Origin of the sequence: Ancylobacter sp. WKF20 (genome assembly GCF_029760895.1) — a bacterium.
In the GTDB taxonomy this organism is placed as follows: domain Bacteria; phylum Pseudomonadota; class Alphaproteobacteria; order Rhizobiales; family Xanthobacteraceae; genus Ancylobacter.
This window is the reverse complement of the sequence record NZ_CP121679.1, coordinates 296,896-322,094: the sequence shown is the minus strand read 5'-3', so window position 1 is coordinate 322,094 and position 25,199 is coordinate 296,896. Positions and strand designations below refer to the sequence as shown.

Here is a 25,199-nt window from a genome sequence, read left to right as displayed (position 1 = left end):
CACGTCATGACTCTGCGCTCTTCCTCTCCCGACCGCTTTGACGAGGTCTGGGACGTCCTCGTCATCGGCTTCGGCTTTGCCGGCGGCGCCTCTGCCATCGCGGCGCATGATGCCGGAGCCCGCGTGCTGCTGATCGAGAAGCAGCCCGATCCCGGCGGGATCTCGATCTGCGCCGGTGGCGGCATCCGCACCATCGTCGAGCCGGCGGGCGCGCGCGCCTATCTGCGCGAGACGGTCGGGCCGGACGTGCCGGACGATGTGCTCGACGCGGTGGCGGAGGGCATGGCCGGGCTGGAAGGCTATTTCCGCGACCTCGCCAAGGTGAATGGCGCGGAGATCGCGGTGCATCGACGCCCGGCCAACTACCCGTTCCCCGGCTATGACGGCTTCGGCACGGTGGAGGTGCTCTCCATCCCCGGCTTCGACCCGCGCACGGAATACCCGCAGGTGCGCGGCCGGTTGCGCGGGCCGAACGTGTTCAAGCTGGTGCATGACAATGTGCGGGCGCGCGGCATCGAGGTTCGGCTGAATACGGCGGCGGAGAAGCTGATCCTCGGCGAGGGCGGCGCGGTGCTCGGCGCCGAGGTGCGCAGCGGCGGCACGCTGAAGCGCATCGCCGCCCGGCGCGGGGTGATCCTCGCCTCCGGCGGCTTCGAGGCCTCGCCGGAACTCCAGCGCAAATATTGGCAGATCCGCCCGGTGCTTCCCGTCGCCACGACCGGCAACACCGGCGACGGCATCCGCATGGCGCAGGCGGCCGGGGCCGACCTCTGGCACATGTGGCACTTCCACGGCTCCTACGGCTTCCGCCACCCGGACCCTGCCTATCCCTACGGCCTGCGCGTCAAGAAGGTGCCGGACTGGACGCCCGGCGTGAAGGCGCCGGATGTGCGCATGTCCTGGATCGTGCTCGACCGGCAGGGCCGGCGCTTCATGAACGAGTACCAGCCCTATCTGCAGGACACCGGCCACCGCCCGCTCGACCAATATGACGCGCAGACCCAGCGCTTCCCGCGCATCCCGGCCTTCCTCGTGGTCGATGAAGAGGGTCGCAAGCTCTACCCGCTCGGCCAGACCGTGCTGAACGACCGCACGGTGGAGCCCTATGAATGGAGCGACGACAATCTCAAGGAAGTCGAAATCGGCATCCTGAAGCGGGCCGACAGCGTCGAGGAACTGGCGGCGCTGATCGGCGCGGATGTCGCGACCGTCACCGACAGCCTCGCGCGGTGGAACGCGGCGGTGGCGGCCGGCGAGGACCGCGACCATGCCCGCCCCTCCGGTTCGCTCTTTCCGGTGACGAACCCGCCCTTCTATGTCGGCGAGCTCTGGCCGGTGGTCAGCAACACGCAGGGCGGCCCCGCCCATGACGCGCATCAGCGCGTGGTGAACGCGCATGGCGAGCCGATCCCCCGCCTCTATGCGGCCGGCGAGCTCGGCTCGATCTGGGGCTTTCTCTATCTCGGCGCCGGCAACCTCGCCGAATGCTTCGTCACCGGCCAGATCGCCGGCCGCGATGCCGCGCGTCAGCGCCCCTGGGCGAGCGCGCCCGAACTGACGGCCGCCTGAGCCATCCCGAGGACATCGTCATGACCAAACAGATGGCGCTCGGCGCCTTTCTCTACCCCACCGGCCACCACGCCGCCGCCTGGCGCCACCCGGACGCGCAGGCCGATGCCGGCGTGAACTTCCGCCATTACACCCAGATCGCCCGCGCGGCGGAGGCGGCGAAGTTCGACATGGTGTTCCTCGCCGACAGCGCCGGTGCGCGTGGCGAGGATTGGGGAGCCCTGGCGCGCTTCTCGACGCATTACGTCGCCCAGTTCGAGCCGCTGACGCTGCTCGCCGGGCTCGCCGCCGTCACCGAGCGCATCGGCCTCGTCGCCACGGCCTCCACCACCTATAACGAGCCCTACATTCTCGCGCGCAAATTTGCCTCGATCGACCATATCAGCGGCGGGCGCGCGGCCTGGAATCTCGTCACCTCCGCCAACGAGGCGGAAGCGCTGAATTTTGGCCGCGACCGGCTGCTCGACCATGACGAGCGCTACCGCCGCGCGGCGGAATTCCTCGCCGTCGCCCAGGGGCTCTGGGACAGCTGGGAAGACGACGCCTTCCTGCGCGACAAGGACAGCGGCGTCTTCTTCGACCCCGATAAGGTCTACACGCTCGATCACCAGGGCGAGTTCTTCAAGGTGCGCGGCCCGCTCAACATTCCGCGCGCGCCGCAGGGCTACCCCGTGCTGGTGCAGGCCGGTTCGTCCGAGGCCGGCAAGGATCTCGCCGCCGCTTCCGCCGAGGTGGTGTTCACCGCGCAGCAGACGTTGAAGGACGCGCAGGCCTTCTACCGCGACGTGAAGGCGCGTACCCGCGCCCATGGCCGCTCGCCGGACGATGTAAAGATCATGCCCGGCATCTTCCCGGTGGTCGGCCGCACCGAGGCCGAAGCCAGAGCGAAGTTCGACCAGTTGCAGAACCTCATCCACCCGGATGTGGCGCTGTCCATCCTCGAACACCGGCTGGGCGTGCCGCTGCGCCACCTGCCGCTCGACGGGCCGCTGCCGAAGAACATTCCCCTCACCAATGCCGCGCAGAGCCGGCAGGCGCTTCTGGTGGAACTCGCCGAGCGCGAGGGCCTGTCCATCCTCCAGCTCGGCCTGCGGGTGGCCGGCGCGCGTGGCCACTGGCAGGTGGTCGGTACGCCCGAACAGGTCGCCGACGCGATGGAGGAGCGCTTCCTCAACGAGGGGGCGGACGGCTTCAACGTCATGCCGCCCTATCTGCCCGGCGGGCTCGACGACTTCATCGAGCTGGTCGTTCCCGAGCTTCGCCGGCGCGGCCTGTTCCGCACCGAGTATGAGGGCCGCACGCTGCGCGAGCATCTCGGCCTCGCGCGCCCGGCGCGCCGTCACAAGCATCACAAACCCAGCGCAACGCCACACGCCTCCCCGGCGGCGGCGTGAGCCCATTTCTTCGTGGAGAGACCATTATGATGATCGACAAGCGCAGCCTGCTGAAGGGCGCGGCGGCCCTCGCCGTGACGGCCCTGATCGCGACCCCATTCGCGCCTGCCCGGGCCGACACGCTGCCCGAGCGCTTCGCCCCGCTCTATGAGGCGGCGAAGAAGGAAGGCCAGGTGGTGTTCTACACGTCCTACCGCCAGGAAACGAGCACGGCGGTGCTCGAGTTCTGGCGCAAGACGTTCCCGGATGTGAAGCTCAACATCGTCCAGAAGCAGACGCTGGACCTGATCCCGAGCATCGAGGCGGAGAAGGCGGCGGGCCGCACCAATCTCGACGTGGTGTTCATCAGCCAGCGCTTCATCCTCGACGACTGGAAGAAGCGCGACTACCTCACGCCCTACAAGGTACGCGATTTCGACAAGATCGGCGGCAACTACAAGGATGCCGACGGCAGCTACATCGCCACGGCCGCCACGCTGCTCTCGGCCGCCTACAATCCGAAGGCCTTCCCCGATCCGTCCGTGCTGCCGAAGAAGATCAGTGACTTCCTCGACCCGAAGTGGAAGGGCAAGATCGTCTTCTCCGACCCGCGCTCGGCCGCCTCGCAGCTCACCTGGTTCCAGACCCTGCTGGCCCACAAGATCATCACGTGGGACACCATCAAGGGCTTCGCCAAGCAGGATTTCCTGTTCACGCGCGGCAATGCGGAATCGGTACGCCTGCTGGTCGCCGGCGAGCGTGATCTCTCGCCGCTGATCTCGTCGCAGAACGTCGTCACCGCCAAGGAGAAGGGGCAGAGCATCGAGGCCTACATCCTCGAGGACGGCGTCGTCACCAACGAGAACTACCTCGCCATCTTCAAGGGCGGCCCCAACCCGAACGCCGCCAAGCTGCTGATCGAGGTGCTGACCAGCGCCGAAGGGCAGGAACTTGTGGCCAATGCCGGTTCCTACATCCCGACCCATCCCGACGCCAAGATCCCGGCCGGCCTGCCCAAGCTGTCGGACCTGAAGATCATCGTCGCCGACCAGGACATTGGCGGCGAGGCCTCGCAGAAGTTCCTCGAGCAGTTCGACGCGGTCTTCAACCGCCAGTGACATGCCTGCCGGCCCCGCCGCGAGCGGGGCCGGCTCCTTCCCGCCTTCAACCACCAGCGTGACGCATGACCACCGCCTTTGCGCGCATCGACGCCGCCACCCTCTATGCGCGCCTGACCGCGCGCGCCGAGATCGCCCTTCTGGATGTGCGCGAGGAAGGCGTCTTCGCCGAGCGCCATCTGCTCGCCGCCTCGAACGCGCCGCTGAGCCGTCTCGAAAGGCTGGTGCCGCCTCTCGTGCCCCGCCGCGCCACCCCCATCGTGCTGGTCGATGACGACGAGACGCTGGCGGCCCGCGCCGCGCAGGTACTGGCCGCTGGCGGTTATTCGGACATCGCGATCTTGGCCGGCGGCGTTCCCGCCTGGAAGGCCGCCGGTTTCGAGCTGTTCGCCGGGGTCTATGTGCCGAGCAAGGCCTTTGGCGAAGTGGTCGAGGTCACCTACGAAACCCCGCATATCGACGCCCACGAGTTCGAGGCGCGCCGGAAGGCCGGCGAGACCATCGTGCTGCTCGATAGCCGCCCCTATGACGAGTATAGCTGGATCACCATTCCCGGCGCCGTGGACTGCCCGAGCGGCGAACTCGTGCTGCGCGTGCGCGAGAGCGTGCCGGCGGACGACACGCTGGTCGTGGTCAATTGCGGCGGACGCACCCGCTCGATCATCGGCGCGCAGATCCTGATCGACGCCGGGCTGCCCAACCCCGTGCTCTCGCTTAAGAACGGCACCCAGGGCTGGCACCTTGCCGGTCTGGAGGTGGAACGCAGCGCGAACCGCGTAGCCCCGCTGCCGTCGCCCAGCGCGCATGACTGGGCCCGGCGGGCGGCCAGGGCACTCGCGACCCGCTACGGCATCCCCACCATCGACACGCGCGCGCTGGCGCGCTTCGAGGCCGAGCAGGACGCGATCACGCTCTACCGTTTCGATGTGCGCGACCCGGCCGAATTCCGCGCCGGCCACCGCGCCGGCTTCCTGTCCGCGCCCGGCGGGCAGCTGGTCCAGGCGACAGACACCTTCATCGCCGTGCGGCGCGGGCGCATCGTGCTGGCGGACAGCGACGGCGTGCGCGCCCGCACCGCGGCGGCGTGGCTGCACCGCATGGGCTTCGACCATGTGTTCGTGCTCGACGAGGCAGCGCCGCAGGACGTGCTGGAGGTGGGCGACGCGCCGGAGACGGTGATCGGCCTCGACGCGGCCGCCGCCGAGACGATCGAGCCCGCCGCGCTGGCGGAGGTGCTGGCGCAGGGCGACGCGCTCGTGGTCGATCTTGGCTCCACCCGGCATTACCGGGCCGGCCACATCCCCGGCGCCTGGTTCGCCATCCGCGCGCGCTTCGCGACCGACGCGGCGAAGCTGCCGGCGGCGAAGCTCTATGTCGTGACCTCGCCGGACGGGGTGATCGCCCGCCTTGCCGCCCGCGAGCTATCGGCGGCAACGGGCACGCCGGTGACGGTGCTGGCCGGCGGAACCGCGGCGTGGGAGGCCGCGGGCCTCGCCTTGGAAGCCGCGCCCGAGCACCTCGCCTCCCCGCCGGAAGATGTCCTGCTCAAGGCCTTCGAGCGCCGGGAAAAGCGGGAGGACGCGATGCGCGACTATCTGCAATGGGAACTCGATCTCGTCGCGCAGGTCCGCCGCGACGGCACCATCCAGTTCCGCCTCTGATCCATCGGAAGACATCGCTATGAGCTCTGGAACCAACCGCCCGCTCACCGGCAAGGTCGCCCTCGTCACCGGCTCGGCGCGGCGCATCGGCCGCGAGAGCGCCCTGCTGCTGGCGCGCGAGGGCGCGCATGTGGTGGTCCATGCCAAGTCGTCCAAGGATGAGATCGAGGCCGTCGCGGCCGAGATCCGCGCTGAAGGCGGCAGCGCCTCGGCGCTTCTGGCCGATATTTCGGTGGAAGCCGAAGCCCAGCATCTCGTCGAGAGCATCGTCAACGAGATCGGCAGCCTCGACATTCTCGTCAACAACGCCGCCGTGCGCGGCGAGAAGCCGTTCACGGAGCTCGACCTCGCGACCTTCCGCGCGGTCTACTCGGTCACCGTCGAGGGGGCCTTCCTCGTCACCCGCGCGGCGGCCCCTTCGATGATCCGCGGCGGCTTCGGGCGCATCATCACCATTGGCGGGGTGAGCGCGCATTCCGGGGTGTTCCACCGCGTCCATGTCGCCACCGCCAAGGCGGCGTTGGTCGGCTTCACCAAGGCGCTGGCCGTCGAACTGGGCGAGCACGGCATCACCGCCAACATCGTGGTGCCCGGTCGGATCGGCGGCGCGCGCTCGAAGACCTCCGGCGCCGGCGGCGCCTTCCCCGGTGGCGGGCACCTGGTCGTCGGCCATGAGGGCACCCCGCGCAACGTCGCCGAATTCGTGCGCACGCTCGCTTTGCCCACGGGCGATTTCATCACCGGCCAGACCATCCATGTGAATGGCGGCATGTACCTGCCGTGACGATGCGCGTGCCGGCGGACCGGCACGCGGGTTGTTCTCAATCGAAGGCCCGGAAGCGCGCGAGCCGCGCTCTCAGGGGATGAACGCTCAGTCGTTGGCGGCCGGGGACCGCTCGTTAAGCGCCTGATAGCGCAGATCGAACTGCTCCTTGGCATCCAGCGTCTTGCCCTTGAAGGAACCGCCGGCCTGGAGCAGGTCCGTCGTTTCCTGCTGGATGGGCACCAGCTTGGCGAGGCCAGGAATGGAGGTCGCGTCGCCTTCGCTCTCCCAGACCAGCGCGGCATCCTCGTCCTTGAGCCGCTGGTTCTTCACCAGATACTCATTCACCCAAATGTCGCGATGGGCATTCTTCCACAGATGCGCGCGATACCAGTGCACCACGAAATCGCGGATGGCGGCTGCCTGAGCCGGATCCTGCAGGGCGCTCACGCTGGCATAGAGGTATTTGATGTTGGTGTTGGCGCCGGGCGCGTTGTCCAGCGCACGGGCGTCGCCCTGCCCCTTCACCGAATTGAGATAGCGCGTGCGGTCCGGCTGCTTCAGCACGGCGGCGTCGATCTGGCCGGCGCGGAGTGCGTCGGCGAACTCGGCCAGGCCGAGATTGATCGGCTGGATGTCGGTGATGGCGAGACCGGCCGCCTTGAGATTGCGCAGCACGGTCGCCTGCTGGGCGGTGCCGACATTGATGCCGATCTTCTTCCCCTTGAGGTCGGCCAGCGTCTTGATGCCGGAACCCGGACTGGTGGCAAGCAGCGTGCCCGCGCCCGAGGTGACCACGGCGCCGACGATGACAACATTCGCGCCGGAATACTGCGCGAGGATCGGCGGCACGTCGCCGACCGCGCCGACCTGCGCCGCGCCGGCCCGGATCGCCTCGAGCCGCAACGGGCCGGAGGTGAAGTTGGCGTAGGACACGTCAGCCGCCAGCTTCTCCTGCTCGCCGGAGAGTTCCAGCAGCTTGGCGACATAGTTGGCGTCGTCGGCGATGACCAGCTTCACGCCCTTGGGCACGCCCACGGCCAACTCGCCGGTGGGGGCAGTCTGCGCTGTGGCCGCGAGAGGAACGAGGGAAAGGCCGGCGATAGCCGCCGCCCGCAAAAGGAAATTCTTGAAATACATGGCGATGAACCTTCGGTTGAGCGATCAGTCGGGGGAGACGCCGAGGCGTTCCAGGATTTCCAGCCGCGCCGCCTCGAAGCGCGTCGCGCTGTCGCGCACGCCATGCGTCGGGCGGTCATAGATGATGCGGCCATCGGCAAGGATGACGACGCGGCCGGCGAGGCGGAGCGCCTCTTCCACGTCATGGGTCACGAACAGCACGGCCGGCCGGTGGCGTTCGACGAGTTGCAGCAGCAGGCGCTGCACCCGCAGCCGCGTCAGCGCGTCGAGCGCGCTGAACGGCTCGTCGGCGAGGATCAGTTCCGGCTCGCGCACCAGCGCCCGGGCGAGTGCCACGCGCTGCTGCTCGCCGCCCGACAGCGCCTTCGGCCACTTGTCCTCATGCCCGCCGAGGCCGACCTCGCGCAGCGCGGCCCGCGCCCTTTCGCGCTCGGCGGTGGTGAAGCTGCCGAGAACCACATTGTCGATCACGCTGGCCCAGGGCAGCAGACGTGAATCCTGGAACAGAACCGAGCGCCGCTCCGGCACCTCGATGCTGCCGCTGCCGACCACGCCGGCATCAAGCCCGGCGGTGGCGCGCAGAAGCGTGCTCTTGCCCGACCCGCTGCGGCCGAGCAGCGCGACGAACTCGCCGCGCGCAATGTCGAGGTCGATACCGGCGAGGATGGTGCGCCCGTCAAAGCTGCGGGCGAGCCCACGAATGCGGACCGCGGCGGCGCTCTCGGCGGGGCTCCCTTGCGGGCTTACTGCGCGAGCGACTGTCGCCATGACAGGGCCCTCCTTTCCAGCGCGCGGACCAGCGCATCGGAGCTGAAGCCGAGCGCGCCATAGAGCAGCAGCCCGACAAGGACCACGTCGGTCTGCCCGTAAATGCGGGCCTGGGTGATCATGAAGCCGATGCCGGAGGTGGCGTTGATCGTCTCGACCACCACCAGCGCCGTCCAGGAATGCGTCACCGCGAGGCGCAGGCCGGTGAAGAAGCCGGGCAGCGAAGCCGGGAAGACGATGTGGCGCAGGAAGCGGTAATGCGACAGCCCCACCGTCTGGCCCAGCTCGACATAACGCCGGTCGATGCCGCGCAGCCCAGCATGGGTGTTGATGTAGATCGGCACCATCGTGCCGAGGGCGATGATGGCGATCTTCATCGTCTCGTCGATGCCGAGCCAGATGATGAAGAGCGGGATCAGCGCGAGGTTGGGGATGGAGCGCTTGACCTGCACCAGCCCGTCGATCATCGCGTCGCCAAGGCGCGTCAGCCCGGCGAGCACGGCCAGCACGAAACCGGCGAGAATGCCGATGCTGAGGCCCAGCGCGGCGCGATGCAGCGACGCGATGACATCCGCCGCCAACGTCCCGTCGGCGATGAGCTGGCCGAGCGTGGCGACCACCACTTGCGGCCCCGGCATCTTCGCCGGCGAGATCCAGCCGGCCCCGGAGGCGACATACCAGAGCAGCAGCACCAGCGCCGGCCCGAGCAGGCGCTGGGCGGGGAAGGCCGGCTTTGGCAGCAGGGAGGCGGAAGATGTCGCCGGATCGGCCCGCCGGCGCCGGGCCGCCGAGGCGGCGGGCTCCACTGTCGAAATCAGACTCACCGGCTTGCTCCGTGGGTCAGCAGAGGGAAGGAAGGGCAAGCGGTCACTCGCCCGCACTCACTCGGCGGCGCTCGACACAGCAACCGCGCGCGGGCCAACGGCCGGCCGTTCGAGACCGAGATGCTCCCGCAAGGTCGAGCCGGTGTACTCCGTGCGGAACAGTCCCTTGGCCTGAAGCAGCGGCACGACCTGCTCGACGAAGCTCGCCAGCGAGGTCGGCAGCGCGGGAGGAATGAGATTGAAGCCATCGGCGGCGCCGGTCTCGAACCACTCGACGATGGTCGCGGTGACCTGCTCGGGCGTGCCGGTGGCGATGCGATGACCGCGCCCGGCCGAGAGGCGGCGCAGAAGCTGGCGCAGGGTCAGCGTCTCCGCGCTGGTCAAGCGGTGCACGAGGTCATGGCGGCTGCGCTGGTCGCCCTCGACCGGGCGGGGCGGGATGCGGATCGGCGCGTCGAGGTCGTGGGTCGAGAGATCGAGGCCGGTGATGCGGGAGAGCTGGGCGATGCCATAGGTCGGCAGGGTCAGGTTCTCGAAGGTCTCGCGCAGCGCGAAGGCCTCCTCCTCCGTCCCGCCGATGAAGAAGGACAGGCCGGGCAGCACCAGCACCTTCTCCGGGTCACGCCCCGCCGCCCTCACCCGCCCCTTGATGTCGGCGTAGAAGGCGCGGCCTTCCTCGATTTCCGGCTGGGCGGTGAAGATGGCGTCGGCGTAGCGGGCGGCGAGATCCTTGCCCGGCTCGGAGGAGCCCGCCTGGAAGATGACCGGCCGCCCCTGCGGCGAGCGGGGAATTTCGAGCGGCCCGGCGACGCGGAAGGACGGACCGACATGGTCGATGCGGTGGATCTTGTCGGGATCGACGAACACGCCGCGCGCCTTGTCGCCGATGATGGCGTCGTCGTCCCAGCTGTCCCAAAGACCGAAGGTCACATCGAGAAACTCGGCCGCGCGGCGGTAGCGCGATTCCGGGTTGGGATGGTGCTCGAAGCCGAAATTGGCGGCCGCCGCGTCATTGGCGGTGGTGACGACATTCCACGCCGCGCGCCCCCGGCTCACATGGTCGAGCGTGGCGAAGCGGCGGGCGAGGCCATAGGGGTCGTTATAGGTGGTGGAGGCGGTCGCCACGAGGCCGATCTGGCGGGTGACGCCGGAGAGGGCGGCGATGAGGGTGAAGGGATCGAGCGAATCCCACGGGCGATCCTGCGAGCGATCCTTCAGCACCGGGTGGTCGGCGAAGAAGATGGCGTCCAGCTTGCCCTTCTCGGCGATGCGGGCGAGCTCCTGATAATGGCCGATATCCGTCACCGAGGCGACATTGGTCTCGGGCAACCGCCACGCCGCCTCATGCTGACCGACATTGCGGAGAAAGGCATTGAGATGGATCTGCCGGGGCGGCTGGCTCATGGTTTTCATCCTTATCTATGTTTTTAGTATATTATAGCGATAAGCCAATGCAAGACCTTGCCGGCGGAGGCCACATGGGTCACTCGGACAGCAGGGATGGCTCGGGGGTCGCGGCTCCTACCGTGCGCGCGGCGATCCGGTGACCGGGATCGCGACCGATCAGCGGCGAGGCGCGCTGGCCCTCAGAACCGCGCGATGGGCGAACGCTAGCGGGACGGCCTCATGTGAGACATGGGCGCCATAGAAAGTGCGCGGCCGGTAGGTAACGAATAACACTCACGGCACGACGCGGACCGGACGCACGAGGTGTCCGGTCCGCGAGAGCTGCCGCCCTCACCCGACGGCGGCGGTGCCGTGTTCTTCGAGCGACTCGACGTCGATGGCGTGGCCTGCCCGCTCGCGCTTGGCGATGAGGTAGCGCACGTTTTCGGCGCCGCGCCGGCCATACACATTGCGCAGATCGACCACCTGCAGGCCCGAGCGGCGCATCGTGTCGGCCTTTTCGGGGTTGTTGGTCATCAGCACCACCTGCCAGTAGCCGAGCTGGCGCAGCATGGCGGCGGCGAACTCGAAGCGGCGGCCGTCAAGGTCGAAGCCCAGCGTCTCGTCCGCCTCATAGGTGTCCATGCCCTCATGCTGGAGCTTGTAGGCGCGGATCTTGTTGGCGATGCCGTTGCCCCGCCCTTCCTGGTCGAGATAGAGCAGCACCCCGCCGCCGGCCTTGGCCATGGCCGCCACCGTGCCGCGCAGCTGGTCGCCGCAATCGCAGCGCAGCGAGCCGAACAGGTCGCCAGTGAGGCAGGCCGAGTGCAGGCGGACCATCACGGGCGTCGCCGGATCCGGCGTGCCGACGATGATCGCCACCTGGTCGCGCATGCCCTCGCCGCCGCGAAACACCACGAACTCCGCGTTGCGCGCCGCGAGCAGCGGCACAGGCGCACGCGAGACGATACGGATGTCGCTGGACAGGCGCTGGTCGAAGGTCGCCAGCGCGTCCGCCCGCACCGTCACCGCCGGCAGCATGTCGGCCGAGGCCTCGGACAGCGGCGCGAGCAGCATGGCGGGCAGCAGCAAGGCGAGGCGGGCAAGCTCCAGCGCGGGCGCGGCCGGAGCATCGACCGGCAGAAGCTCCTCCTCCACCTGCGCGCCGCGCTCGCAGGCGAGCGCCATCACACGCGCGCCATCAAGCCCGGCAAGGGCGATGCCGCGCGGGCCGTCCACCTCGCCCTGACCGAGGGCGCGCAGCCGCGCCGGCGTGAGCACGAGACAGGCCTTGTCACCGCCGATGCGGAGCATGGCCGACAGCAGCGCGGGCGAGGCCAGTTCGGCAGCCACCGCCATGGCGAAACGGCCCTCCGCCTCGACCACGACCGGACGTCCGGCGCGCAGCTCAGCCAGAGCGCGCTCGACCGCCGTCTGTGAGACGTCGCCGAACAAGTCGAGAATTCCAGTCGCCGCGAGCTCAGTCGCTGCCGTTGCGGAAATCGCCATTGGACACTCGCTTTCTCTGCACCATTTTGGAGCGTGGAACGTAGTTGGTTACGAACATCCCACCGGAATGGACCAACTCCGCTCCCGTCGAGTTACGAACTAGAGCGATCTTCCCGCAGCGAAAGACCACGCATGGATCAATTCCGAACGCTGTCCGATCCGCCCTATGCCCTCTATGAACCGATGCTGCGCCATCGCGGCCCCGAGCCTTTCGTCATCGCGCAGCTCGGCCAGTCGCTGGATGGGCGCATCGCCACGCCTACCGGAAAGTCCCGCGATATCAACGGCTTCTCTGGGCTCGACCATCTCCACCGGCTGCGCGCCTCGGTCGATGCCGTCGTCGTGGGCGTCGGTACGGTGGTGGCGGATGATCCCCAGCTGAGTACCCGCCGGGTCAAGGGCCGCAGCCCGACGCGGGTCATCATCGACCGCGACGGGCGCTCCTCGCGCACCGCGAAATGGCTTGGCTGCGATGGCTGCCGCCGCATCGTGTTCTCCGACAATGCGGAAGGCTGGCCAGCCGAAGTGGAGCGGATCGGCGGCGACGGCTCGCCGGACGCCTTCAGTCCCGATTTCATCGTCGCCGCGCTGGCCGCGCGCGGTCATCACACAATTCTGATCGAGGGCGGCGCCTCCACCATCTCGCGCTTCATCGATGCGGGGCGGGTGGACCGGCTGCACATCTGCCTCGCGCCGATCATCATCGGCTCGGGACGGCCCGGTCTCCAGCTTCGTCCCATTGACGAGCTGACGGACGCGCTGCGCCCGCGCGCCAATGCCTATGTGCTTGCCGACGGCAATGTGCTCTATGATTGTGACCTTAGGTCACCGGCGCGGGGAGGCACGCATGCCACCGACTGAGGGCGCGGAGAGGGCGGGCCGCTATGGCTTTCCCGCCCGGTTGCTGCACTGGCTGGTCGCCGCCTTCGTCATCATCCTCGTGCCGCTCGGCCTCTATATGGTGGCCCGCGGCGACGCGACGAATTTCGACGCGATCACCGGCGATCTCTACAGCCTGCACAAGCTCCTCGGCTTCATCGTCATCTGGCTGATCGCGCTCAGGCTTCTGGTGCGCCTCACCCGCCGCCCACCGGCACCCGTCGCGACGCTGACCCCGCTGGAGCGCGTGGTCTCCGGCGTGGTGCACGCGCTGCTCTATCTGCTGCTGATCATCGTGCCGCTGCTCGGTTGGGCGGGAGTGTCGGCCTATCCGGCGCTGAACGTGTTCGGCCTGTTCGATTTGCCGGCCATCCTCGCGCCCGACGAGGCGTTCGCCGAGCGCCTGTTCGACATTCACGGCCTGCTGGCGAAGCTGCTCGGGCTGCTGGCGCTGCTCCACATCGCCGCCGCGCTGATGCACCGCTTCGTCAAGAAGGACGGGGTGATGCGGCGCATGTGGCCGCTCACCTGACCGCTCAGGGGACGGCGAAGACGTCGGTATGGCCGACGACCATCGCGTCGGCGTCCCGCCGCTCCCGCACCCACGCCTCGAGCGCGCCGGCAAGATCCGGCGCGATCTCGCGCGCGGCGGCGGCGAAACCCTGCGTGGTCGCGGTGATCAGACCCGCCTCGCGGCGCGTCAGCCGCCACGGGCTGTCGCCGGACCAGCAGCGGCACGCACCGGCCGCCAGCAGGCGCAGCAGCGTCTCGCCGGAGTCCGGCCCGAGCGCCGGGCCGAAGCCCTTGTCGCCGCGCTGGTGGCGGTTGAAGGCGGAAACCACCCGTGCGTCGAGCGGACCGCGCGGCGACCATTCGGCGATGCCGTCATAATTCAGCACGGCGTAGAGCGGCACGCGGTCCTCGATGCAGGCCGCGACCAGCTGCTCCAGCCAGGGGCCGGACACCAGATCGAACAGCGCCGCGGCGGTGACGAGATCGGCGCCCATCGCCGCGAAATGCAGGTCGCGGCGCGTCAGGTCGACATCCTCGACGGTGATGATGATCTCGCGCCCGTCCTTGACGATCCGAAGGCGCTCGCCGGCCTCCCGCGCCTCATCCGCCCAGTCGGCCAGCACGCGCCGCGCCTCGGCGAGCAGCGCCGGATCGCCATCGACGAGGTGCCAGTGCTGGCGCGCCGACAGCAGCGGCGCCATGGCGCGCAGATTGGAGCCGGTGCCGCAGCCGAGATCGACGACCGTGACCGTCTCCCGCGCCGCGAAATGCGCCTTGAGCTGTGTCGCCACGCCCGCATCGCGGGAGGCATGGTCGATCGGCTCGCGCAAAGCGAGCCATTCCGGGTCAAACCCGCTCATCGCGCTATCTCCTGCATGATATTGATGATGAGTGCGGCACTGTCGGGCCAGCGCGGCAGACGCTGTGCCGCCGCCCAGGCCGTGTCCGCCAGTTCCCGCCGCAGCGCGGGGGTCGCCATGACCCGCCGCAGCGCCGCAGCGAAGCTCGTGGCATCGCCGGGCGTGGCGAGGATCGCCGTGCCGGGCGGCAGGGTCTGGGGAATGGCCCCACCTTCCGTCGCCACCACGGGCAGGCCGCGCGCGATGGCCTCGGTGAGGCCCATGCCATAGCCCTCGAACAGCGAGGAACAGACGAAGAGATCGCCCGCATCGAATTCCGCCGCCAGCGCGGCCTCGTCCAGCGCGCCGGTGAGGCGCACACGCCCGGCCAGCCCATGGTCCTCGATGGCGCCCTGCACCGCCCGCGCCTCTGCCGGATCGCGGTCCAGCGCACCGACGATGGCGCAGCTCCAGTCGAGGTCAGGCAAGGTAGCGAGCGCGTCCGCCAGCACGCCATAGGCCTTGCGCGGGATGACGGCGCCCACCGCCAAGAGGCGCAGCGGCGTCCCCGTCCCGGTCGCCCGGGGCGCCGGATCGGTGCCGGGCACGGCGACGGTGATGCGCGCGCGCGGCACGCCATAATCGCGCGCCAGCAACTCCGCCGTCGCCGGGCTGGTGACAATGACGGCGCCGACTTCCGCCAGCGCCGCGCGTTCGCTGGCGGCGAACCGCGCCTGCGTCGGCCCATCCAACCCCGCCTCCAGCGCCAGCGGGTGATGGATCAGCGCCGCCACCGGCCGCCGCAGGCCGCGCAGCAGCGCCGCCGGCATAGCGCCGAGCGCGAGCCCGTCGATCAGCACCGGCTCACCCACCGGGCGGGCGGAGAGGCGGGCGGCGCTCTCCCTCAGCGCTTCATCGGTGGGAAAGGGAAAGCCGCCGGGCAGCGCGAGATGGTTCGCCTCGCCGCCCGCCCGGCGGATTTCCGCGAGGATGCGCCGGTCATAGGCGTAGCCCCCGGTTGGCAGGGTGATATCGCCGGGGATGGCGAAGGCGAAGCCGGTCAACAGCGCGCCCCTCAGCCGACCGCGCCTTCAAAGCTGGCCCGGGCAAGGTCGGTCTCGTGCAGGGTGACCCGGATCCTGGCGAGGCCCGTCCCGTCCTCCCCCAGCGCGCCCTCGCGCGCGGCCTTGGCCACCGCGTCGAAGATGTATTTCGCCAGAAACTCGGTGGTGGTGAGGATGCCGGCGAATTGCGGGAGATCATCGAGGTTGCGGTAGGCGAGTGGCTGAAGCACCGCTTTGAGCACATCGAGCGCCGCGCCGATGTCGACCACCACGTTCTGCTTCGTCAGCTCGGGCCGGAAGAACGCCACGTCGACCACGAAGGTCGCCCCGTGCATGTTCTGCGCGGGACCAAAGAACGGGTCGGGCAGCGAATGGGCGATCATGATGCGATCGCGGACTTCCACACTGAACATTCCAGCCTCTCAGGGATAATCGAGAAGGATCGCCAGAGCGTCCTCCCCGCCGGACATAAGGCCCGGCAACTGCGCCGGGGCCTCGGAGAACGGGACGACATGCGTGATCAGCCGATCAAAGCGCGTATCGTCCAGAAGAGAGAGCGCCTTGCCGAGCCGGCGGGCATACGGCCAGCGCGGACGCCGTGAAGGGGATACGGCGCCGACCTGCGAACCGATCAATTGCAGGCGCCGGCTGTGAAAGCTTTCGCCGAGCGCGACGGGCGTCACGCGGCTGCCATACCAGCTCACCTCGACGATGCGGGCCTCGAAACCGCCGGCCGCCAGCGCGGTGCGCAGCCCGCCGGCGCTGGCGCTGGTGTGGAAGACCACATCGGCCTGATCGTCCACCTCATCGGCCTGCGCGAAACGCGCCCCGAAGGCCTCCGCCAAGGTCGCCCGCTCGGGGCGCAGATCGGTCAGCGTGACCTCGGCGCCGGGGAGCCCGGCACAAAGAGCGGTGAGCAGAAGGCCGATCACCCCGCCGCCGACGATCACGATCCGGTCACCCGGCCCGGCGCCGGAATCCCACACCGCGTTCAGCGCGGTCTCCATATTCGCGGCCAGCGTCGCCCGCCGGGGCGGGATGCGCGCGGGCACTTCCACCACGGCGGAGGCCGGCAGGCGAAAGACATCCTGATGCGGATGGAGCGCGAAAACGAGCCGCCCCTTAAGCGCCGGCGGGCCGTCCTCGACCCGGCCGACGCTCTGGTAGCCATACTGCACCGGGAAGGGGAAATCCCCGCGCTGGAAGGGCGCGCGCATCCTCTGGTGCTCGCTTTGGGGCACCTCGCCCTTCAGCACGAGGCTTTCCGTGCCCCGGCTGACGGCGGAGGCGATGGCGCGCACGGTGACGCTGTCCGCGCCGCCCTCCAGCTCGGCGGGGATCAGCTCATAGCGCCCCGGCGCGGTGCACCAGAGCTGGCGGGAAAGCGGATAAGGTGGCGTCATCGGGCGGCGAACTCCTGTTCCGATACCTGTCTAGCAGCCGGGACGGCACGGCGGTGCGCAACAAGCGCGTGAACCGCCCGAACGACACGACGTATAAAGCCGCACGCAGACGGGACGCCGCGAGGGGCGTTCCGGTTCCCTCAGCCGGGTGACCGCATGAGCCTGAACGACGAGTTCGCCGCCGACCTGCCGCGCTACGCCGATGCCGAGAGAGCGACCCCTGCCGCCGTGGGTCTCGCGCCGGCCGGCCTCCAGTCCACCCGCCTTCTGTTCCGCCGGCGCCTGCTGGTGGCGGGACTGAACATCGCGACCTTCGCCGGGCTCGTCACCCTGTTCGCCCATCTGCTCGGCACCGGCGGCTTCACCACGCTGGACATCCTGCTGCTGCTGGCTTTCTGCGTCTCGACGCCGTGGACCATTCTCGGCTTCTGGAACGCCATCATCGGCCTGTGGCTGCTGCACGGCCCGACGGATGCGCGCCGCGCGGTCTATCCTTACGCCGCCGGGGCGGAGGATGGGCCGATCACCGCCCGCGTCGCCGTGCTGATGACATTGCGCAACGAGGACCCCGAGCGCGCGCTGGCCCGCCTGAAGCAGATGCGCGCGGAGATCGAGGCCACCGGCCAGGGCGCGCATTTCGCCTGGTTCGTGCTGTCCGACACGACGCGGCCGGAGATCGCCGCCGCCGAGGAGGAGCTGTTCGCCGCGTGGCGCCGCGAGGCGGGCGAGGATGCCCCCCTCACCTATCGCCGCCGGCACGAGAATAGCGGCTTCAAGGCCGGCAATATCCGCGACTTTCTGGAGCGCTGGGGCCATGAGCACGAGCTGATGCTGACGCTCGACGCCGACAGCTTCCTCGGCCCCGAGGCGGTGCTGCGGCTGGTGCGGGTGATGCAGGCCCATCCGCGCCTCGGCATCCTGCAGAGCCTCGTCGTCGGCATGCCCTCGCACGCCGCCTTCGCCCGCATCTTCCAGTTCGGCATGCGCCACGGCATGCGCTCCTACACCATGGGCGCCTCGTGGTGGGCGGGCGATTGCGGGCCCTATTGGGGGCACAACGCGGTCATCCGCATCGCCCCGTTCAAGGCGCATTGCCACCTCCCCGTCCTCTCGGGCAACGGCCCGCTCGGCGGCTGCATCCTCTCGCATGACCAGATCGAGGCGGTGCTGATGCGCCGCGCGGGTTACGAGGTCCGCGTGCTCCCCGAGGAGATGGAGAGCTATGAGGAGAACCCGCCGCACCTCACCGAATTCACCCGCCGCGACCTGCGCTGGTGCCAGGGCAACATGCAGTATTGGCGCCTGCTGGCGATGCCCGGCCTCAAGCCGATGAGCCGCTTCCAGATCGCCTGGGCGATCCTGATGTATCTCGGCGCCGTGGCGTGGATCGCCTTCATGGTGCTGGCGACGCTGAAAGTGTTCGACACCGAGCTTTATGACGAGCCCTTCCCGGCGACGCTGGGTCTCACGCTGTTCGCCCTCACCTTCGCCATGAGCCTCGCGCCCAAGGCGGCGGGCCTGATCGACGTGTTGTTGCGCGCCGAGGAGCGCCGGCGCTATGGCGGAGCGGGACGGCTCATCGGCGGCGCGCTTACCGAGTTCCTGTTCGGCGTGCTGCTCGGCCCGGTCGTCGCCTTCCGCATCGCGCTGTTCATGGTCGGGCTCGTCTTCGGGCGCACCATCACCTGGGACGCGCAGGCGCGCGACGCGGTGCGGCTGTCCTGGCAGACGGCCTTCGCCGGGCTGTGGCCGCAGCTCGTCTTCGGCCTCGCCATGGGAACGGTGCTCTATGTCTACGCGCCCGGCGCGCTGATCTGGGCGCTGCCGGCGCTGATCGGCCTTGTCGGCGCGGTCCCCTTCGCCGTCCTCACCGCCGATCCGACGCTCGGCCGCTGGCTGATGCGCCGGGGCGTCTGCGCCATCCCCGAGGACATCGCCATGCCCGCCAGCCTCGCGGCACTGACCGGCGCCGGCAAGGCGGGCTGAGCGCGGCGCCGGCCTGGCGCTCTCCCGATTCACTCTCGCGCAGCTCATGGAAGCGGCGGCGGCAACACCCTGTCGCCGCCGTCGCGCGTTTCGCGCCATGCCTCGACACGCGCCGCTCCTACTGAATATTTCTCTTTGTTTCTTGATCGCTTTATTGAACATTGAAAAATTCTAATCGAATAGATTCCAGCATTAACTTACCTTCTACAATATTGTTCTGATGTTTTGCCGATGATAACCACGCCCCTAGCCAGATATCGCCGCTCGTTAACTGACGCAGCGGCAAGACGCAGGGGCAAAACTCATGAATCGCGACCGTCTCGCACCGATCTCCACCGTGGCGCTGGCGCTCGCGCTGCTGGCCGGCAGCGCTCCCGCCCTCGCTCAGACCGCAAAACCGGCCAGCAGTAACGGCACCGTGGCGCTCGACCCGATCGAGGTCGAGGCGGATAGCGGCGAGGACCAGACGGACGGCTATGTCGCCCGCACCACCAATGCCGGCACCAAGACCGACGCGCCGATCGCCACCACGCCGGTGTCGATCTCCGTCGTCACCAGCGACCAGATCGAGGCGCAGGGCTCGCAGACCGTGCAGGAGGCGCTGCGCTACGAGGCGGGCGTGATCGCCGATGCGCGCCCCGGCAACCGCTATGACAGCATCATCATGCGCGGCTTCGGCGGCTTTGGCGGCAACGCCAACTACGTACAGTTCTGGGACGGGCTGCGCCTGTTCAAGGGCCTGAACTACGCCGTGCCGAGCGTCGACCCCTATCTGCTCTCCTCCATCAATGTGGTGCGCGGGCCGATGTCCTCGATCTACGGCCAGACCAATCCCGGCGGCAGCATCGACCTCGTCAGCAAGTGGCCGGACCCGAAGGCGCAGAACGAGATCATTGCCGGCATCGGCTCCTATGGCGAGCTGGAGCTCGGCGCTGATCTCAACGGCAAGCTCACCGCCGACGGCTCGGCGCTCTACCGCCTCATCATGCTCGGCCGGCGCACCGAGACCGACTCAGAAGGCTCGGAGGGTGAGCGCATCCTCATCGCGCCGATGGCCTCGTTCGAGCTGAACGAGAACACCCGCGTGCAGGTGCAAGCCACCTATGAGCGCGACCCGGAGAGCTACTACTCCACTTGGCTGCCCGCGCTCGGCACGCTGCAGACGAACCCGAACGGCCAGATCCCGCGCGACTTCTCACCCAATGCCGATTCCTATTCCGGCTTCGACCGCACGCAGTGGAGCCTCGGCTACCGCATCGAGCACGACGTCGACAACGTGTGGACGCTGCGCCAGAACTTCCGCTACCTCAACGTCGAGAGCGACTTCAAGGCGCTCTCGGCCGTCGCCTCGTCCAGCGTGTGGCGCGCCGCCTCCGGCTGCGGCGGAGTCTCCTATCTGTGCATGGGCTTCTCGCCTTCGCGCTACATCGAGACCCTTGAAGGCGTGACGCTCGATAATCAGGCGCAGGCCGAATTCGCCACGGGTGATGTCACCCACACGCTGCTGATCGGCACCGACCTGCAATATTACGACGCGGAATCCACCTACGGCACCGGCTCAACGGTCTATGTGAACTATCTGAACCCGGTCTGGCCGAGCGTCAGCTCGCCCGCGCTCACCACCCAGCAGACCGCGGATCGCACGCAGGTCGGCGTCTACGCGCAGGACCAGCTCACCTATGGCAACTGGCACGCCCTGCTCGGCATCCGCGAGGATTACCTCACCGGCACCACCGCGACCGAGACGCTCGCGACCGGCAAGACGGTGAGCTACGACAGCGACAACAGCGCCTTCACCTATCGCGGCGGCCTGCTCTACCAGTTCGACAACGGCATCGCGCCCTATGTCAGCTACGCCACCTCCTTCGATCCGGTCATGGGCACCGGCTATGGCGGCGTGCCGTTCGACCCGACCACCGCGCAGCAGTTCGAAGCCGGCGTGAAGTATCAGCCGACCACCTTCAACGGCCTGTTCACCGTCTCCTATTTCGACCTCGTTCAGCAGAATGTGCTGACCACCGACACGGCGCACACCAGCACCAACACGGCGGTGACGCTGTGCAGCAGCTCGACCTGCCAGACCCAGACCGGCGAGGTGGAATCGAAGGGCCTTGAGATCACCGGCAAGGCGGAAATCCTGCCTGGCCTCAATGTGATGATCTCCTATGCCTATACCGACGCCGTGGTGACCCAGAGCAATGTCGCCGGCGTCGAGGGCAAGGCCCCCGTGGGCGTGCCGCGCAACGCCGCCTCCGCCTGGGCCGACTACACCTGGAGCACCGGCACGCTGAAGGGCCTGACCGTCGGCGGCGGCGCCCGCTATGTCGGCGAGACCTATGGCGACCAGACCAACACGACAGCGATGATCGTACCGGACCGCGTGCTGTTCGACGCCGCCGTGCATTACGACTTCGGCGGCAAGCCGGGCGGGGACGACGGCTGGCGCCTCTCGGTTACCGCCACCAACCTCGCCGACAAATACTATGTCTCCGCCTGCGCCTCGGCCTATCAGTGCTTCATCGGCACCGGCCGCACCGTGCTGGCCACCCTCGCCTATCACTGGTGAGGGCGGCGGCGCCTTAGCCTTGCGCGTCGGCGATGATGCGGCCCTGCCGCTGCGCCGCGCGCAGGAAGGCGGCGAGGAAGATGACGCTCATCACCAGCACGATGGTCGGCGCGGGGGCGCTGTCGAGGAAGAAGGACAGATAGACACCGGTAAGCGCCCCGCCGACCGCCACCACCAGCGCGGTCAGCAGCATCGCCCCGAAGCGCCGCGTCAGCAGAAAGGCGATGGCGCCCGGCGCGATGAGAAGGGCGATGGCGAGGATCAGCCCCACCGCCTTCAGCGCCCCGACAATGGTGAGCGAGACGAGGCAGAGCAGCCCGTAATGCAGCCACCCGACCGGCAGCCCGATGGCGCGCGCCTGTGCCGGATCGAAGGCGTGCAGCAGGAAGTCCTTCCACTTCACGCCGATCACCAGCGCCACCAGCGCGGCGATCACGCCGGTCTCGATGATATCCGCCAGCGAAATGCCGAGCATGTCGCCGAACAATATATGGTCGAGATGCACCTCGGACTGGATCTTCACATAGAGCACCAGCCCGGCGCCGAACATGCCGGCGAAGACGATGCCCATCACCGTGTCCTGCTTGATGCGGCTATTGTCCTTCAGATAGCCGGTCGCCACCGCGCAGAACATGCCGGCGATGAAGGCGCCGATGGCCAGCGGAATGCCGGCGATATAGGCGAGCACCACGCCGGGGAACACCGCGTGCGAGATGGCGTCGCCCATGAGCGACCATCCCTTCAGCACCAGAAAGCAGGAGAGCAGCGCCATCGGCACCGCCACCAGCGCGGAGATCACCAGCGCCTTGACCATGAAATCGAACTGGAAGGGCGCGGCAAGGGTCGCCAGAAGATCCACGCTCATGGGGCCACCTCCCCTTCCCGCAGCGCCTGCGCGGCCCGCCGGCGCGCCGCGAGCAGCCCGTGCTTGGGCGCGAAGACGAAGGCGGCGAGGAACAGCGCGGTTTGCAGCACCACGATGATGCCGCCGGTCGCCCCGTCGAGGAAATAGCTGATATAGGCGCCGACGAAGCTCGTCACCGCGCCGATCGCCACCGCCAGCATGAGCAGGCGCGGGAAGCGGTCGGTCAGCAGATAGGCGGTCGCGCCGGGCGTCACCACGAGGCAGATGACGAGGAAGGCGCCCACCGTCTGCAACGCCGCCACCGTCGAAGCCGAGAGCAGGGTGAAGAACATCACCTTCAGCGCCGTCGCCTTCAGCCCGATGGAGCGGGCATGCGCCTCGTCGAAGAACACCGCGACGAGATCCTTCCAGGTCGCCAGCAGCAGCACCAGCGACACGCCGCCGATGATGACGAGCTGGAGCGTATCCTCCGGCGTGATCGCCAGAATGTTGCCGAGCACGATGGTCTGGATGTTCACCGAGGTCGGCGACAGCGAGACCATGAACAGGCCAAGCGCGAAGAAGGAGGAGAAGATCAGCCCGATCACCGCATCCTCGCGCAGCTTGGTGCGCTGGCTGAGGAACAGCATCGCCGCCGCCGCGAGGCCGCCGGAGAAGAAGGCGCCGATGGCGAAGGGTAGGCCGAGCATGTAAGCGCCGGCGACGCCCGGGACAATGGCGTGCGAGAGCGCGTCGCCGATCAGCGACCAGCCCTTGAGCATGAGGTAGCAGGACAAGAACGCGCAGACCGCCCCGACCAGCGCCGAAACCCACATGGCGTTGCGCATATATTCATAGGCGAACGGCTCGGCGAGCAGCGCCATCATGGCGTCTTCCCCGAGATCGGCTCCGGCATGGGCGCAGCGCCCTCACGGTTCTTGTGCTCCATCGCGCCATCCTCGCCATAGAACACCAGCGGGCGTTCATCGTCGGTCAGCACGGCGAGGCGGCGGCGGTCGTCATCATCGTGCAGCCCGGCCCCCCCGAGCACGAAATGGCGCAACACGCCGCCAAAGGTCTTCTCCAGATTGGCCTGGGTGAACACCGTGGCCGTCGGGCCATGCGCCAGCACCGTGCCCTTGATGAGCACCGTGCGGTCGCAGAATTCCGGCACGCTGCCGAGATTGTGGGTCGAGACCAGCATCACCCGCCCCTCGTCGCGCAGCGCCCGCAGCAACGCGATGATGGTCTCCTCGGTGGTCACGTCGACGCCGGTGAAGGGCTCGTCGAGCAGGATCACGCGGGCATCCTGCGCCAGCGCGCGGGCGAGAAACACGCGCTTCTTCTGCCCGCCGGATAGTTCGCCGATCTGCCGCTTGCGCAACGCCTCCATGCCGACGCGGGCGAGCGCGGTATCCACCGCCGCCCGGTCGGCGGCGCGCGGAATGCGCAGGAAGCCCATATGGCCGTAGCGCCCCATCATCACCACGTCCTCGACCAGAACGGGGAAGTTCCAGTCGACTTCCTCGGCCTGCGGCACATAGGCGACGAGATTGGACTTCAGCGCCTCGCTCACGCTGCCGCCGAGGATGGTGATCTCGCCGGCGGCCACCGGCACGAAGCCCATAATGGCCTTGAACAGCGTCGACTTGCCCGAACCGTTCACCCCGACCAGCGCGGTGATGGTGCCGGCGGGAATGGCAAAGCTCGCCGCGCGCAACGCCGTGTGGCCGTTGCGATAGGTGACGGTGACGTCCCGCACGCGAAGGCCCGTCTCATTCGGACCGCTGGCGGTTCCGGCCTCCATCTTCATTGAGACACCCCGTCGGTCAGTCCCTTGGCGATGGTGGTGGAGGTCACGCGCAAGAGGTCGAGATAGGTAGGCACCGGCCCGTCGGCCTCGCTGAGCGAGTCGACATAGAGCACGCCGCCATAATGCGCCCCGGTCTCGCGGGCGACCTGCCGCGCCGGCTTGTCGGAGACGGTGCTCTCGCTGAACACGGCGGGGATCTTGTTGGTGCGCACCGCGTCGATCACCCGACGCACCTGCTGCGGCGTGCCCTGCTGGTCGGCATTGATCGGCCAGAGATAGAGCTCCTTCAGCCCGTAATCACGCGCCAGATAGGAAAACGCCCCCTCGCTCGTCACCAGCCAGCGCTTCTCCACCGGAATAGTGTCGAGCTGCGCGCGGATCGGCGCGGCGGCCTGCGCGATCTTCGCCTTATAGGCGGCGGCGTTCGCCGTGTAGGTGCTGGCGTTGGCGGGGTCGTACTTCACCAGCGCGTCGCGGATGTTGTCGACATAGCGCGCGGCATTGTCCGGCGACATCCAGGCATGCGGGTTCGGCTTGCCGCTATAGGGCCCCTCGCTGATGCTCATGGGCTCGACACCGTCGGAGACGACGACGCTCGGCACGCCCTTGAGGTTCTGGAAGAAGCGCTGGAACCAGGTCTCCAGATTGAGGCCGTTCCACAGGATGAGTTGCGCACCCTGCGCGCGCTGGAGGTCGCCCGGTGTCGGGGCGTAATTATGGATCTCCGCGCCCGGCTTGGTGATCGACTCCACCACCGCCGCGTCGCCCGCCACGTTGCGCGCCATGTCGGCGATAATGGTGAAGGTCGTCACCACCTTGAATTTCGGGGCTCCCGCGTCCTGCGCGCGGACCGCATCGGCGCCGAGCGCCCAGCCGCCCAGCACGAGTCCTGCCGCCGCCATCAACGCCAGAACGCGCCGTCGGCTGCGCCCTGCCGGTCGCCCCACCTCACCCTGCGCTCCGCGTACGATCATCACCACCCTGCTCCTGCGAATGAGTTGCAAAAGCACTCTACGCGAACCGACCCAAGACGCAATTGCGAATTAATTGCATCTTGCACACGCGTGAGTGATCAGCGCAGCTCCGCGCGCGCCATGTTTCGCGGGTCATGTTTCGCGGGTCATGTTTCATGCCCGCCTCCGATGGCTATTCGCGCGCAGAAGTCCAGCACAGCCGGCGCG

General features: G+C 68.5%; 22 protein-coding genes. 9 read left to right on the top strand and 13 right to left on the bottom strand.

Annotated elements, in window-relative coordinates; genetic code table 11:
- The first annotated feature begins 6 nt into the window (after positions 1-6).
- The 5 genes from AncyloWKF20_RS01460 to AncyloWKF20_RS01440 all read left to right on the top strand — a co-directional run bounded on the left by AncyloWKF20_RS01460 (position 7) and on the right by AncyloWKF20_RS01440 (position 6,505).
- Positions 7-1,569 (top strand): FAD-dependent oxidoreductase, encoded by a 1,563-nt coding sequence (locus AncyloWKF20_RS01460; protein ID WP_279316205.1) that lies wholly within the window; start codon positions 7-9, stop codon positions 1,567-1,569.
- Positions 1,570-1,589: 20 nt separating this feature from the next.
- Positions 1,590-2,963: an LLM class flavin-dependent oxidoreductase gene (locus AncyloWKF20_RS01455; protein ID WP_279316204.1), complete on the top strand. Its 1,374-nt coding sequence runs from the start codon at positions 1,590-1,592 to the stop codon at positions 2,961-2,963.
- A gap of 26 nt (positions 2,964-2,989) precedes the next feature.
- Complete coding sequence (locus tag AncyloWKF20_RS01450) at positions 2,990-4,060, top strand: extracellular solute-binding protein (RefSeq protein WP_279316203.1); 1,071 nt, start codon at positions 2,990-2,992, stop codon at positions 4,058-4,060.
- 65 nt (positions 4,061-4,125) lie between these two features.
- Positions 4,126-5,721 carry a rhodanese-like domain-containing protein gene (locus AncyloWKF20_RS01445; RefSeq protein WP_279316202.1) on the top strand — a complete coding sequence of 532 codons (1,596 nt, stop codon included), beginning with the start codon at positions 4,126-4,128 and terminating at the stop codon, positions 5,719-5,721.
- Between the two features lie 19 nt (positions 5,722-5,740).
- The gene (locus AncyloWKF20_RS01440; protein ID WP_279316201.1) at positions 5,741-6,505 is read left to right on the top strand and encodes an SDR family NAD(P)-dependent oxidoreductase; all 765 of its coding nucleotides are present in this window, start codon (positions 5,741-5,743) and stop codon (positions 6,503-6,505) included.
- 87 nt (positions 6,506-6,592) lie between these two features.
- Here AncyloWKF20_RS01440 and AncyloWKF20_RS01435 read toward each other — a convergent pair whose 3' ends face one another.
- The 5 genes from AncyloWKF20_RS01435 to ribA form a co-directional block, all read right to left on the bottom strand.
- Positions 6,593-7,624, bottom strand: a complete 1,032-nt coding sequence (locus AncyloWKF20_RS01435; protein WP_279316200.1) for an ABC transporter substrate-binding protein — start codon at positions 7,622-7,624, stop codon at positions 6,593-6,595.
- Between the two features lie 24 nt (positions 7,625-7,648).
- Positions 7,649-8,392, bottom strand: coding sequence for an ABC transporter ATP-binding protein (locus AncyloWKF20_RS01430; protein WP_279316199.1), 744 nt, complete (start codon positions 8,390-8,392; stop codon positions 7,649-7,651).
- Positions 8,368-9,216 (bottom strand): ABC transporter permease, encoded by an 849-nt coding sequence (locus AncyloWKF20_RS01425; protein WP_279316198.1) that lies wholly within the window; start codon positions 9,214-9,216, stop codon positions 8,368-8,370. Before AncyloWKF20_RS01425 ends, AncyloWKF20_RS01430 begins: the two co-directional genes overlap by 25 nt.
- A 57-nt stretch (positions 9,217-9,273) precedes the next feature.
- Positions 9,274-10,620, bottom strand: a complete 1,347-nt coding sequence (locus tag AncyloWKF20_RS01420) for an LLM class flavin-dependent oxidoreductase (RefSeq protein ID WP_279316197.1) — start codon at positions 10,618-10,620, stop codon at positions 9,274-9,276.
- Positions 10,621-10,953: 333 nt separating this feature from the next.
- Positions 10,954-12,111, bottom strand: coding sequence for a GTP cyclohydrolase II RibA (gene ribA / locus AncyloWKF20_RS01415; protein ID WP_279316196.1), 1,158 nt, complete (start codon positions 12,109-12,111; stop codon positions 10,954-10,956).
- 132 nt (positions 12,112-12,243) lie between these two features.
- Here ribA and AncyloWKF20_RS01410 point away from each other — a divergent pair, with 132 nt between their 5' ends.
- Together AncyloWKF20_RS01410 and AncyloWKF20_RS01405 are read left to right on the top strand one after the other, a co-directional pair.
- Positions 12,244-12,972, top strand: coding sequence for a dihydrofolate reductase family protein (locus AncyloWKF20_RS01410; protein WP_279316195.1), 729 nt, complete (start codon positions 12,244-12,246; stop codon positions 12,970-12,972).
- Positions 12,959-13,522, top strand: coding sequence for a cytochrome b/b6 domain-containing protein (locus AncyloWKF20_RS01405; protein WP_279316194.1), 564 nt, complete (start codon positions 12,959-12,961; stop codon positions 13,520-13,522). The genes AncyloWKF20_RS01410 and AncyloWKF20_RS01405 overlap by 14 nt, the downstream gene beginning before the upstream one ends.
- 4 nt (positions 13,523-13,526) lie before the next feature.
- Here the strand turns inward: AncyloWKF20_RS01405 and AncyloWKF20_RS01400 are convergent, their stop codons facing one another.
- Genes AncyloWKF20_RS01400 through AncyloWKF20_RS01385 form a run of 4 tightly spaced genes read right to left on the bottom strand, consistent with a single transcriptional unit; the run spans position 13,527 to position 16,809 of the window.
- On the bottom strand, positions 13,527-14,363 hold the full coding sequence (locus AncyloWKF20_RS01400) for a class I SAM-dependent methyltransferase (protein ID WP_279316193.1): 837 nt from the start codon (positions 14,361-14,363) through the stop codon (positions 13,527-13,529).
- Positions 14,360-15,406: a glycosyltransferase family 4 protein gene (locus tag AncyloWKF20_RS01395; RefSeq protein ID WP_279316192.1), complete on the bottom strand. Its 1,047-nt coding sequence runs from the start codon at positions 15,404-15,406 to the stop codon at positions 14,360-14,362. Before AncyloWKF20_RS01395 ends, AncyloWKF20_RS01400 begins: the two co-directional genes overlap by 4 nt.
- Before the next feature lie 11 nt (positions 15,407-15,417).
- Positions 15,418-15,819, bottom strand: a complete 402-nt coding sequence (locus AncyloWKF20_RS01390) for a 6-carboxytetrahydropterin synthase (protein ID WP_279316191.1) — start codon at positions 15,817-15,819, stop codon at positions 15,418-15,420.
- Positions 15,820-15,828: 9 nt separating this feature from the next.
- Positions 15,829-16,809, bottom strand: a complete 981-nt coding sequence (locus tag AncyloWKF20_RS01385) for a zinc-binding alcohol dehydrogenase (protein ID WP_279316190.1) — start codon at positions 16,807-16,809, stop codon at positions 15,829-15,831.
- A 156-nt stretch (positions 16,810-16,965) separates the two neighbouring features.
- Here AncyloWKF20_RS01385 and mdoH point away from each other — a divergent pair, with 156 nt between their 5' ends.
- Positions 16,966-18,795: a glucans biosynthesis glucosyltransferase MdoH gene (gene mdoH, locus AncyloWKF20_RS01380; protein ID WP_279316189.1), complete on the top strand. Its 1,830-nt coding sequence runs from the start codon at positions 16,966-16,968 to the stop codon at positions 18,793-18,795.
- Positions 18,796-19,099: 304 nt separating this feature from the next.
- Positions 19,100-21,361, top strand: a complete 2,262-nt coding sequence (locus AncyloWKF20_RS01375) for a TonB-dependent siderophore receptor (RefSeq protein ID WP_279316188.1) — start codon at positions 19,100-19,102, stop codon at positions 21,359-21,361.
- Between the two features lie 13 nt (positions 21,362-21,374).
- On the opposite strand, the gene AncyloWKF20_RS01370 is transcribed toward AncyloWKF20_RS01375, so the two are convergent.
- The 4 genes from AncyloWKF20_RS01370 to AncyloWKF20_RS01355 are packed head-to-tail and all read right to left on the bottom strand — an operon-like array spanning position 21,375 to position 24,992.
- The gene (locus AncyloWKF20_RS01370; protein WP_279317846.1) at positions 21,375-22,220 is read right to left on the bottom strand and encodes a metal ABC transporter permease; all 846 of its coding nucleotides are present in this window, start codon (positions 22,218-22,220) and stop codon (positions 21,375-21,377) included.
- A gap of 2 nt (positions 22,221-22,222) precedes the next feature.
- Positions 22,223-23,092 (bottom strand): metal ABC transporter permease, encoded by an 870-nt coding sequence (locus AncyloWKF20_RS01365; protein WP_279316187.1) that lies wholly within the window; start codon positions 23,090-23,092, stop codon positions 22,223-22,225.
- On the bottom strand, positions 23,089-24,018 hold the full coding sequence (locus AncyloWKF20_RS01360) for a manganese/iron ABC transporter ATP-binding protein (protein ID WP_279316186.1): 930 nt from the start codon (positions 24,016-24,018) through the stop codon (positions 23,089-23,091). The genes AncyloWKF20_RS01365 and AncyloWKF20_RS01360 overlap by 4 nt, the downstream gene beginning before the upstream one ends.
- Positions 24,015-24,992, bottom strand: a complete 978-nt coding sequence (locus tag AncyloWKF20_RS01355; protein ID WP_279317845.1) for a zinc ABC transporter substrate-binding protein — start codon at positions 24,990-24,992, stop codon at positions 24,015-24,017. Before AncyloWKF20_RS01355 ends, AncyloWKF20_RS01360 begins: the two co-directional genes overlap by 4 nt.
- Positions 24,993-25,199 lie beyond the last annotated feature (207 nt).